The sequence below is a fragment of the Moorella humiferrea genome (assembly GCF_039233145.1).
GTDB lineage: Bacteria > Bacillota > DSM-521 > Neomoorellales > Neomoorellaceae > Neomoorella > Neomoorella humiferrea.
This window is the reverse complement of sequence record NZ_CP136419.1, coordinates 854883-871618: the sequence shown is the minus strand read 5'-3', so window position 1 is coordinate 871618 and position 16736 is coordinate 854883. Positions and strand designations below refer to the sequence as shown.

At 56.7% G+C, this 16736-nt stretch carries 18 protein-coding genes; all 18 read right to left on the bottom strand.

The genetic code is table 11. The features are described 5' to 3' along the window. Nucleotides 1-50: 50 nt before the first annotated feature. The gene (gene ileS, locus MHFGQ_RS04540; protein ID WP_106005897.1) at nt 51-2831 is read right to left on the bottom strand and encodes an isoleucine--tRNA ligase; all 2781 of its coding nucleotides are present in this window, start codon (nt 2829-2831) and stop codon (nt 51-53) included. A gap of 9 nt (nt 2832-2840) precedes the next feature. Then, entirely contained in the window at nt 2841-3344 is a 504-nt protein-coding gene (locus tag MHFGQ_RS04535) for a DivIVA domain-containing protein (protein ID WP_106005898.1), read from the bottom strand. A gap of 14 nt (nt 3345-3358) precedes the next feature. Beyond that, the gene (locus MHFGQ_RS04530) at nt 3359-3625 is read right to left on the bottom strand and encodes a YggT family protein (RefSeq protein WP_106005899.1); all 267 of its coding nucleotides are present in this window, start codon (nt 3623-3625) and stop codon (nt 3359-3361) included. Nucleotides 3626-3629: 4 nt separating this feature from the next. Then, complete coding sequence (gene proC / locus MHFGQ_RS04525) at nt 3630-4430, bottom strand: pyrroline-5-carboxylate reductase (RefSeq protein WP_106005900.1); 801 nt, start codon at nt 4428-4430, stop codon at nt 3630-3632. An 18-nt stretch (nt 4431-4448) separates the two neighbouring features. Continuing rightward, nucleotides 4449-4901 (bottom strand): cell division protein SepF, encoded by a 453-nt coding sequence (locus MHFGQ_RS04520; protein ID WP_106005901.1) that lies wholly within the window; start codon nt 4899-4901, stop codon nt 4449-4451. 25 nt (nt 4902-4926) lie between these two features. Further along, nucleotides 4927-5613, bottom strand: coding sequence for a YggS family pyridoxal phosphate-dependent enzyme (locus MHFGQ_RS04515; RefSeq protein WP_106005902.1), 687 nt, complete (start codon nt 5611-5613; stop codon nt 4927-4929). A gap of 67 nt (nt 5614-5680) precedes the next feature. After that, a complete protein-coding gene (locus MHFGQ_RS04510; RefSeq protein ID WP_106005903.1) occupies nt 5681-6652 on the bottom strand; it encodes an HlyD family efflux transporter periplasmic adaptor subunit in 972 nt (323 codons plus the stop codon). A gap of 4 nt (nt 6653-6656) precedes the next feature. Beyond that, entirely contained in the window at nt 6657-7475 is an 819-nt protein-coding gene (gene pgeF / locus MHFGQ_RS04505) for a peptidoglycan editing factor PgeF (RefSeq protein ID WP_106005904.1), read from the bottom strand. Nucleotides 7476-7518: 43 nt separating this feature from the next. After that, nucleotides 7519-7788, bottom strand: a complete 270-nt coding sequence (locus MHFGQ_RS04500; RefSeq protein WP_106005905.1) for a PRC-barrel domain-containing protein — start codon at nt 7786-7788, stop codon at nt 7519-7521. A gap of 115 nt (nt 7789-7903) precedes the next feature. Next, nucleotides 7904-8518, bottom strand: a complete 615-nt coding sequence (gene spoIIR / locus MHFGQ_RS04495; RefSeq protein ID WP_106005906.1) for a stage II sporulation protein R — start codon at nt 8516-8518, stop codon at nt 7904-7906. A gap of 42 nt (nt 8519-8560) precedes the next feature. Continuing rightward, on the bottom strand, nt 8561-9331 hold the full coding sequence (gene sigG / locus MHFGQ_RS04490; RefSeq protein ID WP_211292928.1) for an RNA polymerase sporulation sigma factor SigG: 771 nt from the start codon (nt 9329-9331) through the stop codon (nt 8561-8563). Nucleotides 9332-10016: 685 nt separating this feature from the next. After that, nucleotides 10017-10706 (bottom strand): RNA polymerase sporulation sigma factor SigE, encoded by a 690-nt coding sequence (gene sigE, locus MHFGQ_RS04485; protein WP_245907887.1) that lies wholly within the window; start codon nt 10704-10706, stop codon nt 10017-10019. Nucleotides 10707-10762: 56 nt separating this feature from the next. Beyond that, nucleotides 10763-11674 carry a sigma-E processing peptidase SpoIIGA gene (gene spoIIGA, locus MHFGQ_RS04480; RefSeq protein ID WP_170066340.1) on the bottom strand — a complete coding sequence of 304 codons (912 nt, stop codon included), beginning with the start codon at nt 11672-11674 and terminating at the stop codon, nt 10763-10765. 170 nt (nt 11675-11844) lie between these two features. Then, a complete protein-coding gene (ftsZ, locus tag MHFGQ_RS04475) occupies nt 11845-12906 on the bottom strand; it encodes a cell division protein FtsZ (protein ID WP_106005910.1) in 1062 nt (353 codons plus the stop codon). 47 nt (nt 12907-12953) lie between these two features. Beyond that, nucleotides 12954-14195 carry a cell division protein FtsA gene (ftsA, locus tag MHFGQ_RS04470; protein ID WP_338834538.1) on the bottom strand — a complete coding sequence of 414 codons (1242 nt, stop codon included), beginning with the start codon at nt 14193-14195 and terminating at the stop codon, nt 12954-12956. An 80-nt stretch (nt 14196-14275) separates the two neighbouring features. Beyond that, the gene (locus MHFGQ_RS04465; RefSeq protein WP_106006023.1) at nt 14276-14605 is read right to left on the bottom strand and encodes a DUF1290 domain-containing protein; all 330 of its coding nucleotides are present in this window, start codon (nt 14603-14605) and stop codon (nt 14276-14278) included. Between the two features lie 5 nt (nt 14606-14610). Beyond that, nucleotides 14611-15381, bottom strand: a complete 771-nt coding sequence (locus MHFGQ_RS04460; RefSeq protein ID WP_106005912.1) for a cell division protein FtsQ/DivIB — start codon at nt 15379-15381, stop codon at nt 14611-14613. Between the two features lie 76 nt (nt 15382-15457). Then, the gene (murA, locus tag MHFGQ_RS04455) at nt 15458-16729 is read right to left on the bottom strand and encodes a UDP-N-acetylglucosamine 1-carboxyvinyltransferase (protein WP_106005913.1); all 1272 of its coding nucleotides are present in this window, start codon (nt 16727-16729) and stop codon (nt 15458-15460) included. Nucleotides 16730-16736: the final 7 nt, after the last annotated feature.

The window sequence follows — 16736 nt, the reverse complement described above, 5'->3', positions numbered from 1 at the left end:
GCCGGCGTCTTTTTTAGTATGGCTTGTTTCCCGTTTTTTATGGCCGTTTTTTAAGAGCTATGCAGGACGGCCGCACAGCGGGCGCACAGGGTGGGATGGTCTTCGTCGCGTCCGACGGTGGGACTGACCATCCAGCAGCGTTCGCACTTATCGCCGGGCGCCTTTTCCACCACGACCTTTAGGCCGGGCATCTCTTCGGCTACAAAGGCCGCGGCCGGCGCTTCTTCCGCAGGAGCATGCAAGACGGCCTGGGAAACAATGAAAATAGTCGCCAAATCTTCTTCCATGGATTGGAGGAAGCTGTACAGGGCGGTATCTGGGAACAGGTGCACGGCCGCATTTAAGGAATTACCTAAATCCTGTTCCTGGCGGGCCCGCTCCAGGGCACGGGTAACGACGTCGCGCACCTCAAGAATCTTATCCCAGCGTTCTTTGAGATCGTCGTCCAGATATTCTTCCTGGACCCGGGGCCATTCGGCCAGCTGCACGCTTATCGGTTTGCCGGGGGTTTCCGGTAAATAACGCCAGATCTCTTCCGTGGTAAAGGCGAGGATTGGGGTTAACAATCTGACCAGGACATTAATAGTTGCATAAAGCACCGTCTGGGCCGAACGGCGTCCCCGGGAGGCGGCCGGCCAGGTGTAGAGGCGGTCTTTGATGATGTCTAAATAAACGGCGCTTAAATCCACGGCGCAGAAGTTATGAATGGCGTGGTACACTACGTGGAACTCGTAGTCTTCATAGGCCCGGGTAACCTTCATTACCAGACGCTGGAGTTTATCCATGATCCAGCGGTCGATTTCCAGCATTTCTTCCCTGGCGATGCCATCTTTGCCGGGGTCAAAGTCGTAAAGATTGGCCAGCAGGAACCTACAGGTATTGCGAATCTTGCGGTAGGCCTCGGTCAGCTGCTGCATGATGCGGGGGGATGCGGCAACGTCCCGCCGGTAATCGGCCGAGGCCACCCAGAGGCGCAGCACGTCGGCCCCCTTTTCTTTGATAACGTCGGCGGGGTCAATGCCGTTGCCCAGGGATTTGGACATTTTGCGCCCCTCTTCATCCACCAGGAAGCCGTGGGTCAAAACCTGACGGTAAGGGGCCCGGCCGCGGGTGGCCACCGCCGTCGACAGGGAAGAATTAAACCAACCCCGGTGCTGATCGCTGCCTTCCAGATAGAGATCCGCCGGCCAGCCCAGTTCCGGCCGGGTGGCAAGGACGGCGGCATGGCTGGAGCCGGAATCAAACCATACGTCCATTATATCCGTTTCTTTGCGGAAACTGCGGCCGCCGCAGGCAGGGCATTTTAATCCCTCAGGCACCAGTTCCTCCGCTTTGCGGGCAAACCAAACGTTAGAGCCATGCTCCCGGAAGAGCCGCTGCAAATGACTTATGGTAGCGTCGTTGATGATCTCTTTGCCGCAGTCGTTGCAGTAGAAAATGGGGATGGGCACCCCCCAGGTGCGCTGCCGGGAAATGCACCAGTCGCTGCGTTCCGCCACCATGTTGTAAATCCGGTCTTCGCCCCAGGAAGGAATCCATTTTACACTTTTTATGGCCTCCAGTGCCTGACGGCGAAACCCGTCTATGGAGGCGAACCATTGCTCCGTGGCCCGGAAGATGACGGGGTGCTTGCAGCGCCAGCAGTGGGGGTACTGGTGCTTGATGAAGGAAAAATTAAGCAGCGCCCCCCTGGCTTCCAGTTCCTTAACTACGGCTTTGTTGGCGTCTTCAATGAAGAGGCCGGCAAACTGCCCGCCTTCCCGGGTAAAATAACCCCGGTCGTCAAGGGGCGAGAGAATCGGCAAGCTATAACGCAGGCCGACTTCATAGTCTTCCAGGCCGTGGCCGGGAGCCGTATGGACGCAGCCCGTGCCCTGTTCAAGGGTAACGTGCTCGCCTAAAATGACGAGGGAATCCCTTTCCATCAAGGGATTGCGGCAGACGACCCCTTCCAATTCGGTCCCGGTAAAGGCGGCTACCACCCGGTAATCTTTTATACCCAGGAGCTCAAAGACCTGGCGGTAAAGCTCCTCCGCCATGAGGTAACGTTCTTCCCCCGCTTGGACCAAAACGTACTTATATTCAGGGTGCAGGGCGATGGCCACGTTGGCCGGCAGGGTCCAGGGAGTAGTCGTCCAGATGACTATAAAGGTCCCTTCCGGGTCGAAAAGTTCGCGGGCGTCGGTTACGGGAAATTTTACATAGATTGAAGGCGAGCGTTTCTCGCCGTATTCAACTTCGGCTTCGGCCAGGGCCGTTTCGCAATCGGTACACCAGTATACAGGCTTGAGGCCCTTATAAATATAACCTTTTTTGGCCATTTCGCCGAAAACGCCGATCTGGACGGCTTCGTATTCGGGGTCCAGAGTCAGGTAGGGGTTGTCCCAGTCGCCCCGCACCCCCAGGCGTTTAAACTCTTCCCGCTGGATGTTGACGTACTTCAGGGCGTAATCGCGGCAGCGATTGCGGAACTCCACCACATCAACGGCCCGGCGGTCAAGGCCCAAATCTTTGATGGCCTGCTGCTCAATGGGCAGGCCGTGGGTGTCCCATCCCGGTACGTAGGGGGCGTCAAAACCATTCATGGAATGGTATTTGACGATAATGTCCTTGAGGATTTTATTTAAAGTATGCCCCAGGTGTATATGGCCGTTGGCATAGGGCGGCCCGTCGTGGAGGATGAACTTGGGTTTGCCCTTATTGGCTTCTTGGACGCGGCGGTAAATATCCTGTTCTTCCCAGAATTTAAGAATCTCGGGCTCGCGCTGGGGCAGGTTGGCCCGCATGGGAAAATCGGTACGGGGCAGGTTCAGGGTTTTGCTATAATCCACTTAACGTCGTCACTCCTTAGACTCGTCTGGTATATTTTCCCCATCAAACAGGGTTTTTTCTTCGGCGGCGGCCGCCTCTTCAACTGCCAGCAGTTCCATTTGGGCTTTAAGGAAAGAGCGCAGCCTAGTTTTAAAGGCCGCCGTTGAGGCTTCGAGCTCTTTACGGTAACGTTCGGCCTTTTCCACCTCAAGCCGGGCCTGGTTCAAAATTTCCCGGGCCTTGTTTTCCGCCTCCTGGATAATCAGGCCGGCTTCCCGCTGGGCATTACGGCGCGTCTCCTCGGCGGCCTGCTGGGCGACGACCAGGGCGTCCTTAATGACCTGCTCCAGGTTGGCGTAGCGCTCCAGCTCCTCGGTCAGGCGCAGGTTTTTCTCCCGGAGCTCCTGATTCTCCCGATAGATCTGGCCGTAGTCCCGCAGAACCTGCTCTAAAAACTCGTCTACCTCTTCGCAGCTGTAACCGCGAAAGGCGCGGCGAAATTCCTTTTTGTTAATGTCCAGCGGTGCCAGCACCGTATATCATCCTCCTAACCGAGATGCATGATAAAACTGATAAGCAGGCGCTCGATTAGCTGTAAAACAAGGACCGCTAAAATGGGCGAAAAATCAAGGGGAATGCCGGTGCGCGGCATGAGGCGGCGAAAAGGCGCCAGGACAGGTTCGGTCACCTCGTAGATAAAACGTATAACGGGATGATAGGGGTCGTGGGGAAACCAGGAAATAAGGATCCTGGCAATTATCAACCAGTTCAAAACTTCAAAGGCCGTACGGATAATTAGCAGCAGTGTTTGCATGACGTTACTCCTTACTTAAATTCCCGGCGCGCAGGGTGGCCGCTTCCACCGCCCGGATGACCGCTCCCCGGAACCCCCGGTCTTCCAGGACGGCCAGCCCGGCGATGGTAGTCCCTGCCGGCGAGGTTACTTTATCCTTTAAAACTGCAGGATGCTCGCCCGTATCCAGTACCATCCGCGCCGCACCCAGAACGGTCTGGGCCGCCAGCTCCAGGGCCACGGGCCTGGCAAGTCCCTGGCGCACCCCGCCGTCGGCCAGGGCCTCGATGAGCACATAAATATAAGCCGGCCCGCTCCCGCTCAAACCAGTAACAGCGTTGAGCTGCCCTTCAGGCAAAACCAGGGCCCGGCCCACGGCGCTAAAGATGGCCACGGCCTTGTCCAGATCTTCAGGGCCGACCAGGTCGTTGGCCGCCAGCGCAGTTATGCCCTCGCCCACCAGGGCCGGGGTGTTGGGTACGGCCCTCACCAGGGGCACTGCACCCAAAAAAGAAGCCAGCTCGGCCAGGGTTACGCCGGCAATGATGGAGATAACGAGTTTCCCGTTACCAATTTGGATGCCGTCCAGGGCCTCCTTCACGTTCTGGGGTTTCACGGCCAGGAGGATGATGTCCGCCCGCGCCGTTAAATCTTCCCTACCAATCGCGGTTTCCAGGCCATAAGCGGCTTTTAATTCCCTAAGCCTTTCCTGCCGGACGTCCCAGGCGACTATTTGGGAGGCGGGTACCAGCCTGGCCCTGATCAATCCCCGGATCAGGGCCTCCCCCATGGCGCCGGCTCCCAAAAAGCCTATATTTTCTTTCATGGAAAATTAAGCCTCCCCTTATTTGCGACCAGCCGCTTCCAGCCAGTTGATGCTTCCACCCATATGCTCTTCCAGATCGCCGCTTAAATCGATATTGCTGGGGGTAAACAAAAAGATGCCGCTGGTCACCCGGCGCACCATGCCGCCCAGGGCATAGGTGGCCCCGCTTAAGAAATCGACGATCCGCCGTGCCTCGTCTACAGGCATGGCTTCAACATTGACGATCAGGGGACGATAGTTTTTCAAGTGTTCCGCCAGTCCCGCCGCCTGATCAAAGGATTGGGGCCGGGCCACGACCAGCCGTAAGGATTGCCGCGCCGTCGGTAAACTTACCACTTTGGCCCTATTCTGAGCGGCGGGAATGGGGGAAACAACCGGCGTTTCCCAGGCTTTACCGCCATTGTCCCTTTCCCGGTCGTCTTCTTCGCTACCATAGCCCAGCCACTGGAGCAGTCCGTCCCAAAAGGCCATATCCTTCACCTCTATTTAGCTTTGATTAAGTCCGTGCGCCAAAGATGGCCGTCCCTATGCGCACCAGATTGGAACCTTCTTCAATGGCCACCTCAAAATCGTTGCTCATACCCATGGAAAGATAACGCATGTCCACCCCCGGCAGGTGCAGGGCTTCCACTTCCCGTCTTAAAGCCGCAAGGCGGCGGAAAACCGGTCGTACCTCTTCGGGATCCTCCGTCAGGGGGGCCACCGTCATCAATCCCATAATATTTAGACCGGTAAACCCGCTGGCCTCCTTGATAAAGGAAGGAACAGCCTCCGGCGCCAGACCGAACTTGCTCGCCTCGCCGGCTACATTGACCTCGATTAAAACTTTGATCCGCCGTCCGCCGGAGACGGCCCGCTTGTCCAGCTCCCGGGCCAGAGCCAGGCTGTCCACCGAATGAATGAGCTCTACTTTATCCCAAACCTGACGGACTTTATTGCGCTGGAGGTGACCGATGAGGTGCCACCTTGCGCCCTCTATGTAAGGCTGTTTGGCCAGGAGTTCCTGGACCCGGTTTTCCCCCAGGTCTTCGAGGCCCAGGGCAACGGCTTCTTTGATTACCTCCACGGCCACGGTTTTGGTCACGGCCACCAGAGTCACTTCATCAACGCTGCGCCCGCTCCGCCGGGCGGCGGCCGCCATCCTTTCCCTTACCCGGGCGATATTTTCTGCCAGGTAAACCATCTTTTTTCCTCCGTCGATCCTCTATATTTTCTACATCTTTATAGTAAATCCTGCTGCTATCCCTTTTTTACCTTATCAGCCAGCGCACCAAGGACGGGTTGACGACGACTTCCATTCCCTCTTTCAACTCCTTTACGGCCACCCTGTCCCCCACCCGGCCGCAGAGGGTTACCGGTTGCCACTTAATGTCCACACCTTCAAGGACGTAGACGCCCTTCTCTCCGGCCGCTCCTTCGGTAAGCGACGCTGCGGGTATAACCATCCCCCGGTAACGGTTTAAAACGGCGACCACTTCCATGCGGCGGGGATTCAGCCAGGGATCATTCCAACCGGTAATGGACATAAGGACTGCCTTTTGTTCGCCTTCGTCCTGGAGGCGGGTAATTGTCGCCTGCACTTCTTCCCCACTTCCCGGCAGTTTAAGGGTGACCCTTTTACCGACCTGCCATTCCTGTGGAAATCCCGCCAGGGCGGCATAAACCGTCAAGGGCGCCAGATTGTTGATCAGGCGGCCGAAGGCCGTCCCTCCCTGTACCCGGCTTCCCGCCGTCATCTCGCGGCCCAGTTCTACTAGGCGTTTAAGCTCTTTAAAGGGCATGTTTCCCAGATTGTCGGGTCGGAGGGATTTTTCCAGGCCGTCGGTACGGTAGGAAACCAAACCGGGGAAAGGTGCCTTGACCTCCATAATTTCGGGACCCGAGGGCGGTGGTGAGGCCGGAAGAATCCTGGCGATTACCGCCCCCGCCGGAACCCGCTCATCGGGCGGTGCGACGGGCACCAGGGTGCCCGTCGCCGGCGCGATTAAGGGCTGTTCCTCCCTGGCAATAAAAACCTCAAGGGGAAGATCTTCTTCCAGGACGCCGTAATTAACCCTTTCCAGCTTTAAAAAATGCCGGGCCGCCACCCCCATGGCTTCTTCAAAACCCAGGCGGGCGACAGAAAGAAAAAGGATGAAGGCCGCGGCGACAATAATAAGACGCCCTGGACGCCGACGCCGCCGCGGCCGTGCCCGGCGTTCTGGCACATAAACTGCCTTCATATCTTTACCTCAGGAGGGATAATAGGGCCGCCTGGCGCCCGGTTGCACCGCGGGCCGCCCGGTATGAGAAGAAATCCCGGGAAAGGCAGCAGGTACAGAGGCCGGCCACGGCGATGTTTTCCGGCCTTAATCCGGCAGCCAGAAGTTGTAGATAATTGGCCCGGGGCAGGTCGAGGCGGTAACGGTCGGAAGCCTCCGGGTGTAAAACATCCTCGGCCCAGGGAAGGCTAGCCTTGACAGCTGCGGCCACCCTTGCATCAACCTGGTAACAGCAGGGGCCTACCGCCGGACCGACGGCGGCCAGAAAATCGTCCGGCCTGCCACCGAGGGCGGCAAGCCCGGCCACCAACCGCGCCCCCACCCGCAGCACCGTACCCTTCCAACCGGCATGGGCCAGGCCGATGCCGCCCCTTACCGGATCGACCAGGTAAAGGGGCACGCAGTCGGCGTAAAAGCCGACGAGGGTTAAACCCGGGGCTGTTGTAACCAGGGCATCGACCCCCGGCAGGGCCGTCGTCAGTTCCTCAGCGCCCCGGCCGGCATCCAATGCCGATACCACGGCCACTTCATTGCCGTGGACCTGCTCCCCGACCACCCAATTGTCGAGGGGAAGACCCAGAAGGCGGGCCAGCCTTTGCCTGTTGGCCAGTACCGCCTGTGGTACGTCACCGACATGCAGACCCAGATTGAGGGAAGCGTACGGCGGCCGGCTGGTGCCACCGCTGCGCCCGCTGAAATAGGCCTTAACGGGTGCCCTCTCTTCCAGGAAAGCCACCCGCCAGTATGTTATTCCCTCTATGTTTTCGCGTACAAAAGCGGCCACGTCTTTTTCCTCCGCCCTTATTATAACATATGGCCGCCCGGCTTTAAGCCCTTTCCCGGTGGGCCGGCGTGGTAAAGTTATAACTCTCTACCAGGATGACGTCAACCCCAACTTTTACTACGTTTTCCCACGGGATGACCAGATCCTCTTCCCGGCCGAAAAAGAAAAAAAACCTGCCTCCCTGCCCGGGTACAATTAGAGCCTTCACCCGGCCGGCCTCCAGGTCCAGGTCGAGATCCTTGATTATACCCAGCCGCCGCCCATCGATGATGTTAATAACCTCCCGCTGGCGCAATTCGGTCACCCGGATCATGATCAACACCTCCGGTTGTGGCCGGGGCCTGCCCGTTCTATTTAATTATATGAACAGCAGCGGCGTTGAAAGCCAAAAAAGAAAGGCCAGCCATGCTGGTCTTCGGGGTTAAACTTTAAGGCCATAAAGAGGCCAGGCGGTGGCGGGAAAACTGCAAGAAATCTAATAACTTCCATCCTAAACGGGCCCTCTTCTCTCCGCCTTCATCCGGTAGCGGGTGTTCTGCCGGGAAGGCGGCCTTCGCCTGCCCGGAACCCCCTACCAGGCACAATGGGGGGAAGAGGACGCACCACCAGTTTTCTCCCTTTCCCTCCCCGATCACCACGCGAACGGCTTCATAATTTCCCGCCGGCAGGGTAATGTCGCCGTAGGCCCTGGTGGGAAAAGGAAAATCGCCAAATTCCGTCCGTACGGTATAATTTTGCCCTTCCCTGCGGATCTGCCCTTCGGCGGCGGCGGTAATGGCCGCGAGATTACCGCTTACCAGGCGGCGGGCGGCTCCAATATCCCCGGCTGCGGCCAGGTTACGGCCCACGCTGGCAAGAATGGCGTCGCGCACGTGGCGTTTGAGCTCCTGGTCGTCCGGGTTATCGCTGTTGGCAATGACGTGCAGGCGGATTAAGTTGTGGGAATTATAGGCCGGTACAACGGCCTGCCCCTGTTTCCCGACAACCTCGCTGGCTATAATTAACAAACCGGTGATGAGGAAAAATAAAAGGGACTTCTTCATTAAAGACACTCCTTGACACCTCCGCATCCAAGGTATGCTGAATTAAATATACTTGCGCATATGTTGCAGGGCGGCTTTTTCCAGGCGGGAAACCTGGGCCTGGGAAATGCCGATTTCGTCGGCAACCTCCATCTGGGTCTTGCCTTCAAAGAAGCGCAGGGACAATATCAGACGTTCCCGCGGTGTCAGCTTGTTCAGGGCTTCCCGTATGGCGATGCCTTCCAGCCAGCTGCCGTCCTGGTTTTTGTCATCGCCGATTTGATCCATAACATAAATGGGATCGCCGCCGTCGTGGTAAATGGGTTCAAAAAGGGACACCGGCTCCTGAATGGCATCTAGGGCAAAAATTACCTCTTCCTGGGGTAGATTGATTTCCTTGGCTATTTCCGCCACCGTCGGCTCCCGTGACAGCTTGTTGACCAGGGCGTCCCGCACCTGCAGGGCCTTGTAAGCTATATCCCGTAAGGAACGGCTTACCCTGATGGGGTTGTTATCTCGCAGGTAGCGCCGTATCTCGCCGATGATCATGGGCACAGCGTAAGTAGAAAACTTGACGTTCTGGCTTAAATCGAAGTTGTCAATGGCCTTCATTAACCCGATACAGCCTACCTGGAACAGATCGTCGACATACTCGCCGCGGTTGGTAAAACGCTGGATTACGCTCAAGACCAGGCGCAGGTTGCCTTTGATGAGCTTCTCGCGGGCCTCCGGTTCTCCCCTGTGCATGGCCTCAAAAAGGGCCCGCATTTCTTCGCTGGTCAGCAAAGGTAGCTTGGAGGTATTCACACCGCAAATCTCTACTTTATTAAGCATCACTGGCGAGAAACCTCCCGACGGTGGCTCTGGGATAATTATTACCATGCCTACCGGCTTTTATACCGCCCGTAAAAGGGCAAAAAATAAAAGGAGCCGTTTAAGCTCCCGTAAAACCTCGTTGCTATTGATAAAGTGGAGGTGCTGTGTCCCGGAGCCGCGATTAGTGGAGCGCCGGGAACAGAACAGGCGAGGTGAGGTTACCGCTGCCGCAGCTTAAGGCACGCCTGAGCGCGCCCTTTTTAGAAAGAAAGGGTGTTTTACCCTGAAAATTACTTCTCTCCAGGCTGGCATTGTTTTCGCTCGCTCCATGGCCCTCGCGGATCAGCCTAAGGCTCAGCCTCAGGCTCGGGCGGGGTTCCCGGCCTATTCGGCATCCTTGCCTCAAAGGCCGGCCTCGGACCTCCTGTCCTCGGCCCCGCCCTCGCTTTTCGGCTTCGCCAAGGCTGTTCAACCGCTCGGACCAAGTCGCTCGCTCCAAACAAATGCCAGCCCGTTATTTTCATTCTTCTGTTGGTGCCGCTATTATGTGGCATGAGTGTCTCATAGAAAGATAATAGCAAGTGGAACCAGGAGCAACATCATTGGCAATCCGCAGGCGGCGAGCAGCGGTCCGAACCGAGCCGTAGTTCTGTCGGCGCGTAACTTTTGAGCGGCGAGGGACACAGCACCTCCAGTAAGCATATTACTCCATCCGGGCGATTTCTTTCCGCAATCTTTTAAGGATCCTTTTTTCCAGGCGGGAAATGTAGGACTGGGAGATGCCCAAAATGTCGGCCACCTCCTTCTGGGTCTTTTCCACGCCGTCCAGTAGCCCAAAGCGGAATTCCATGATCTTGCGCTCCCTGGCCGAAAGTTTCCGCATGGCCATACGCAAAAGCTTGCGATCGATTTCTTCTTCAATGGATTTATAAATGATATCATTGTCGGTACCCAGGACGTCGGAGAGTAAAAGTTCATTACCGTCCCAGTCGATATTTAACGGCTCGTCAAAGGAAACCTCGGCCTTCGTTTTATTGTTTCGCCGCAAATACATCAAAATCTCGTTTTCGATACAGCGGGAAGCATAGGTAGCCAGCTTGATGCGCTTTTTGGGGTCGAAGGTGTTGACGGCCTTAATAAGGCCGATGGTGCCGATGGAAACCAGGTCTTCAATTCCCACGCCGGTATTTTCAAACTTGCGGGCAATGTAGACCACAAGCCGCAGGTTGCGCTCGATTAATACCGTCTTGACGTCGGCATCGCCGTCCTCCAGCCTGAGGAGCAAATCCGTTTCTTCGTCGCTGGTGAGGGGAGGCGGCAGGGCTTCGCTGCTGCCTACGTAAAATACTTCCCCCAGCCCCTTGATCTGGGCCGCCAGGTCGTTAAGCAGCATTTTAATTTTAAATCTGATAGTTATAATAAAACGCACCATGAGCTCTTCCCCCCCCTTTAGAGGCCCATACTAACCTGCAGCAAATCCGGATGCAAAAGGGCCCGATAGCTGCCCTCCTGGGATAAACGTTCTCTGTACAGGCCCACTACGACTTCTTTTATTTTAACCATGCCCTCGCATGTGACGAGGATAACGTCATCCGGCCTGAAGCCCAGTAACATGCCGTGGTTCTGCCCCAGAGACTGATACGGCAGAAGGTGAAGCCTGGCCGCCCAGGGTGAACCGGCCAGGGATTTAACCAGACCCTCCAGATCCCCTTCTTCCCCGTTGCTGTAGTGTTTTATAATTTCCGGGGGAAGAATATCCTTTAAGGCCGTGTATTCAACGATTATCACCGGCCTTTGGGTCAGGGGATCCCGCAGGCTGTTACCGGTATCTACCAGAGCCTTTAGAGCCCGACGGCGGCCGTTAAAGGTAATAATTACCGGCAGGCGCAGCACCTGATGCCAGAAATTTCTGCGCAGCCAGCCGGTCCCCAGGAAGGAAAAAATCACGGCCGCAGCCGCGGCCACAAAGAGCCACTGGTAACCGATGGTCACCGTCGGCTGCAATCCTGCCGCTGCTGGAACTGTGGTACCGCCTCTTATCAAGTAAACGGCCCCCAGTATGGCTCCACCCATAACAAAGGCGGAGAGATAAAAGTAAACCAGGGCCTGTAGATAGCGCCGACCGTTTAAGGGGTAAAAGGCCGCCGCTATCATAAAAAACGGACATAAAAACTTAAAGATCAAGGAATGCATCCTTTCGCCTCCGGGCAGCAGGACCATCAGGGAATAAACGGCCCCGATTGCCGCGCCTCCCAGAAGCCGCCAGGGGGAAGCCGCTATCTGCCCCAGCCTGGCCGTTACCCAGAGTATCAAGTAATCCATGACCAGGTTGACTGCCAGCAGGACGTCTAAATAAACCACCGCACCACCAGCCCCCTTCCCCCGAGGTAGGCTATTATTACCATGATATGAGCAATCTGGTAGATTCATAACCAGAAGTTATTATATAACTTTTTTATGGTAAATTTTGTCATTTATTGGATAATAAAAAACCTGTTACCGTCCAGGTAACAGGTAATGGCAAACGAAGATTATCGACGGCGCAGGAAGGCAGGTATGTCCAAATCGTCGATATTAAAGGGCTTGATATTTAAGTCACCGTCCTTTGTGGCCGCCGCCTCTTTGTGGGCCGCCGCCGAAGCTTCAAATCCGGTGGCGATGACGGTTACGCGAATCTCGTCTTTCAAACTTTCATCGATTACGGCGCCGAATATTATGTTTGCTTCCGGGTCGGCCGCGGCTGCCACTATTTCCGCCGCCTCGTTGACTTCAAGGAGACCCAGGTTGGTGCCGCCGGTGATGTTTAGCAGAACACCCCGGGCACCCTCGATGGAGGTTTCCAGGAGTGGACTGGAAATGGCCATCTTGGCCGCCTCCACCGCCCTCCTCTCACCTGTAGCCCGCCCGATCCCCATCAAGGCCGAACCGGCATCGCTCATGATGGTCTTAACGTCGGCAAAATCGAGATTAATTAACCCCGGCACGGCAATGAGGTCGGAAATGCCCTGGACGCCCTGGCGCAGGACGTCGTCGGCTATCCGGAAGGCTTCCAGGATAGACGTCTGTTTGTCGGCCACCTGCAGCAACCGATCGTTGGGGATAATAATCAGGGTATCAACCTTGGTCTTTAATTCCGCTATGCCTGCTTCTGCCTGGTTAGCCCGCTTCCGGCCTTCAAAGCTGAAAGGTCTGGTGACCACCCCTACCGTCAGGGCTCCGGCTTCCTTGGCAATCTGGGCCACTACCGGCGCCGCCCCGGTGCCGGTGCCGCCCCCCATCCCGGCGGTGACGAAGACCATATCGGCTCCCTGAAGGCGCTGGGCCAATTCTTCCCGGCTTTCTTCCGCTGCCTTTTTCCCAATTTCGGGGTTGGCCCCCGCCCCCAGTCCCTTCGTCAATTTGGCGCCGATCTGGATTTTCTGCTCCGCCTGGCACAGGCGCAGGGCCTGGGCGTCTGTGTTGACGCTGATGAACTCCACTCCCCTTAGACCGGCGGCTATCATGCGGTTGACGGCGTTGCTGCCGCCGCCACCTACCCCCACCACTTTAATAACTGCGAACTGATTAAGATCCCCGTCCTCGAATTCCAGCACCCGAATTCCTCCTTTAACAGGTTCTTAGAATAAATCCCTTTATTTGATTAAAAAAGTTCCCGCCACCAGTTCTTCAGCCGGGACCAAAAGTTTTCCCAAAAAGCCTCCCGGGTTGCCGCCGCCTGGCTGTGGGCCAGACGAATTGAACCATAGGTCACCAGTCCGACGGCCGTGGCATAGGCGGGTGAAGCGACCATATCCCCCAGCCCACCGCTGTTTTCCGGCCATCCCAGGCGGACGGGCATGGCCAAAACTGCGCCCGCCAGCCGGGCGATTCCTTCGAGCAAAGCCCCTCCGCCGGTAAGTACCACACCTCCCGGCAACAGTCCCTGGAAGTTGGCGTTTTCAATTTCCCGCCGCACCAAGGTGAAAATCTCCTCTACTCGCGGTTCGATAATGGCCGCCAGCATTTTTCTCGGAACCCGCTTTTTCTCCTTCCCCCCCACTACCTGAACCTCGACAGTCTCGTTTTCATTTATTCCCTCCATTGAGACGCAGCCGTGTTCTTTTTTTATAACCTCGGCCTGGCTCAGGGGCGTGCGGAGCCCCACCGCCAGATCGCTGGTGATATGTTCGCTGCCGATGGGCAGTACTGAAGCATACCACAGGGATCCCTCAGAAAAAACGGCAATTTCCGTCGTCCCGCCGCCGATGTCCACCACCACAGTTCCCAGTTCCTTTTCCGCCGGCTGGAGCACCGCCTCGGCCGAGGCCAATGGATTCAAAACAAGCTCCTCCACTTGCAGACCTGCCCGCTGTACGCTTTTGAGGGTGTTCTGGATGGCGGCTGCGGCCGCAGTGACGATCTGGGTTTCCACTTCCAGACGTGAACCGCTCATACCGATGGGATCCATAATGCCGTCGTACCCGTCGACTATGTACTGCCGGGGCAGAACGTGGATGATCCGCCTGTCGGACGGCAGAGGTATTACCCGCGCCGCCTGGAGGACACGCTCTACATCTTCTGGCCCCACTTCCCCGTCTTCACCGGTCACGGCTACCACGCCGCGGTTGTTCACAGAACCGATATGGGGCCCCGTCAGGCCGACAAAGGCCGTCGTTACTTGGCAGCCGCTCATGCGCTCGGCCTGCTCCACCGCTTTTTCAATGGCCCTGGCCGTATTTTCGATGTCCACAATTATCCCTTTGCGCAAACCACCTGACGGCGTTTCCCCGAGGCCGATGATGTTGAGACGCCCCTGGGTGGTAACTTCTGCGACTACGGCAACCACCTTGGTGGTGCCTATATCCACACCGACCACTACGTTGTCCCTGGGCAAATCTGGCACCTCCAGGCTCCGCGGGCCCTTTATTATGAAAGAGAATTCAACGCAATTTCCATTTTCCCTTTTTTTACAGTTAGATTTTCTTATTTCTTTAACAGGTGACGTCTGATAATGGCCAGGTTTTGGAACAGACGCATGCCGAAGGCGAGAACGGCCGCCAGATAAAGCTCAACGCCCAGCTGGTCGCCGATATAGGCCAAAAAGGCCGCCAGCAGGGTATTGGAAAAAAATCCGCTGAGGAAGATGGCGTTGTCAAAGTTGTCTTCCATGCTGGCCCTCAGTCCCCCAAAAACGGAGTCCAGGGCCGCCAGGACGGCCACCGACATATACTTGCTGTACACGCCGGGCACCCTTACTGGAATTAAAAGGCCGATTAAAACGCCCAGAACCAACCCGGCCGCCGGTATCCACATCTTTTTCATTTTTTATCCTCCCGCTTGTTATCTTGCTTAAACTTTACCACCGGTGCCCCCGCAAAGCTAACATCAATATACTCCACGGTTCCCCTGCCGGCAAGGCCTTGCATGGCTTCATGAAGGCGGGCGAGTTTCCCTGCCACGTCCCGGGCATCGCCGAACTTCACGGGGATGTTACCCGTCCAGATAAGCTGAAGGTTGTCGGGGGATGAGGCAATTATCTCCTGGATACGTGGGAGTTCTTCTGCCGGCATCTGGCGCAGGACCGTCAGGGCGGCTTGAAGGCCGGGATGGTTAATCTCCTTACCCGGTCCTATGTTTTCCAGCTTTCCCAGACCGGAAAGGAGAGGGAGCTCGAGGTTACCGATATGCGACGTTATTTCCATCACCACGCCGCCACCGTCGATCAGTAAAAATTTACCTTCCTGAACGACAATGGCCGCCGCGGTTCTTTCCTCAATGTGAACGATAAGGGTCCGGGGCCAGCGGCGGCTGACATCGGCCCGTGCCACCAGGGGATGGGTGGCCAGGCGTTGGGCCAGGACCTTGGTGTCCACCTGCCACAGATTTATTCCCCTGGCAACGCCCATTAAATTTTCCAGTTCCTGATCTGCTATATGCACATTTCCGCTGAACTCAATATTTTTCAGGCTAAAAAAACCGGAATGGATAAAAGAGAATAAGGCCACTACGAAGAATAAAAAAAACAGCAATCGGCGCATCCGCTGCCGGCGCCGCCGGTAAACCCGGGGAGAACTGGCCGGAATAACCATCCGCCCACCTCATTTACTGCCATTATATCAGAAAAAAGGGCCTGTCCACCAGAGGAAGGGTAAGAAGGTATGGGCATTACTTCTCACCCGATTGTAACCTGCGGCGGCGGATTTCCGCGCCTAAGGAGCGCAGACGGACTTCCAGCTGCTCATAACCCCGATCTATATGGGCAAGCCCTTCCACCCTGGTTTCACCGGACGCCATAAGGCCGGCAATGACCAGGGCCGCCCCGGCCCGCAGGTCGGTGGCTTCCACCGGGCCGCCGCTTAAATCCGGCACACCGTTAATCACTGCCACCCGTCCCTCTATTTTAATATCGGCTCCAAGACGGCGCAATTCAGCGGCATGTTTAAAACGATTTTCAAAAATGCTCTCGACCATGACGCTGGTTCCCTCGGCCACGGTCATCAAGGCCATAAGCTGGGGCTGCATATCGGTAGGAAAACCCGGGTAAGGTAGGGTTTTGCAGTCGACGGCCTTTAAGCGCCGCGGACCTTTAAGGCGGATTCCTCCTTTTTCCAGAGAGATTTTCGCCCCCATCTCGTCCAGTTTGGCCAAAACGGCCATAAGGTGTTCCGGCCGGCAGCCGCTGACGAAAACGTCGCCGGTGGTGCCGGCCGCCGCCGCCAGGAAGGTTCCGGCTTCGATGCGGTCGGGAATAATGGTGTAAACGCTCCCTTTAAGCCTCTCGACCCCTTCGATGCGGATGGTGTCCTGTCCGGCGCCTTGAATCCGCGCTCCCAGGCTGTTTAAAAAATTCTGCAGGTCGACGATTTCCGGCTCTTTAGCTACATTGTGGAGGATGGTAACGCCCTCAGCCAGGACGGCCGCCATCATCAGGTTTTCGGTAGCGCCGACGCTGGGAAAATCCAGGTAAACGGCCGTACCTTTAAGACCGGCAGTCCTGGCTTCGATGTATCCCTGGCTTTCCCTCACCTCCGCGCCCAAAGCCCGAAAACCCTTGAGATGGAGGTCCATGGGTCGCGAACCGATGGCGCACCCGCCGGGATAAGGCACACGGAAAAAATGGTAGCGGCCTAGAAGAGGTCCCATGACGAGATTGGAGGCCCGCAGCTGCCGCATCAATTCCGCAGGCACTTCCGGCACGATTGCCTCCGCCGGACTTACGTATAAAGTATCCGCGCGGCGTTCAATTTTAAGGCCGAGGGAGTGCAAAACGGCCGCCATGGTGGCTACATCCTGGAGGTTCGGCACACCATTAAGCGTGCAATCCTCCGTTGCCAGGAGGGTCGCCGCCATAATCGGCAGGGCGGCATTCTTGGCTCCCTTAACGGTAACAGCCCCTTCCAGCCGCCTTCCCCCTTCGATAATCAAACACTCCTCCACGGCCTTC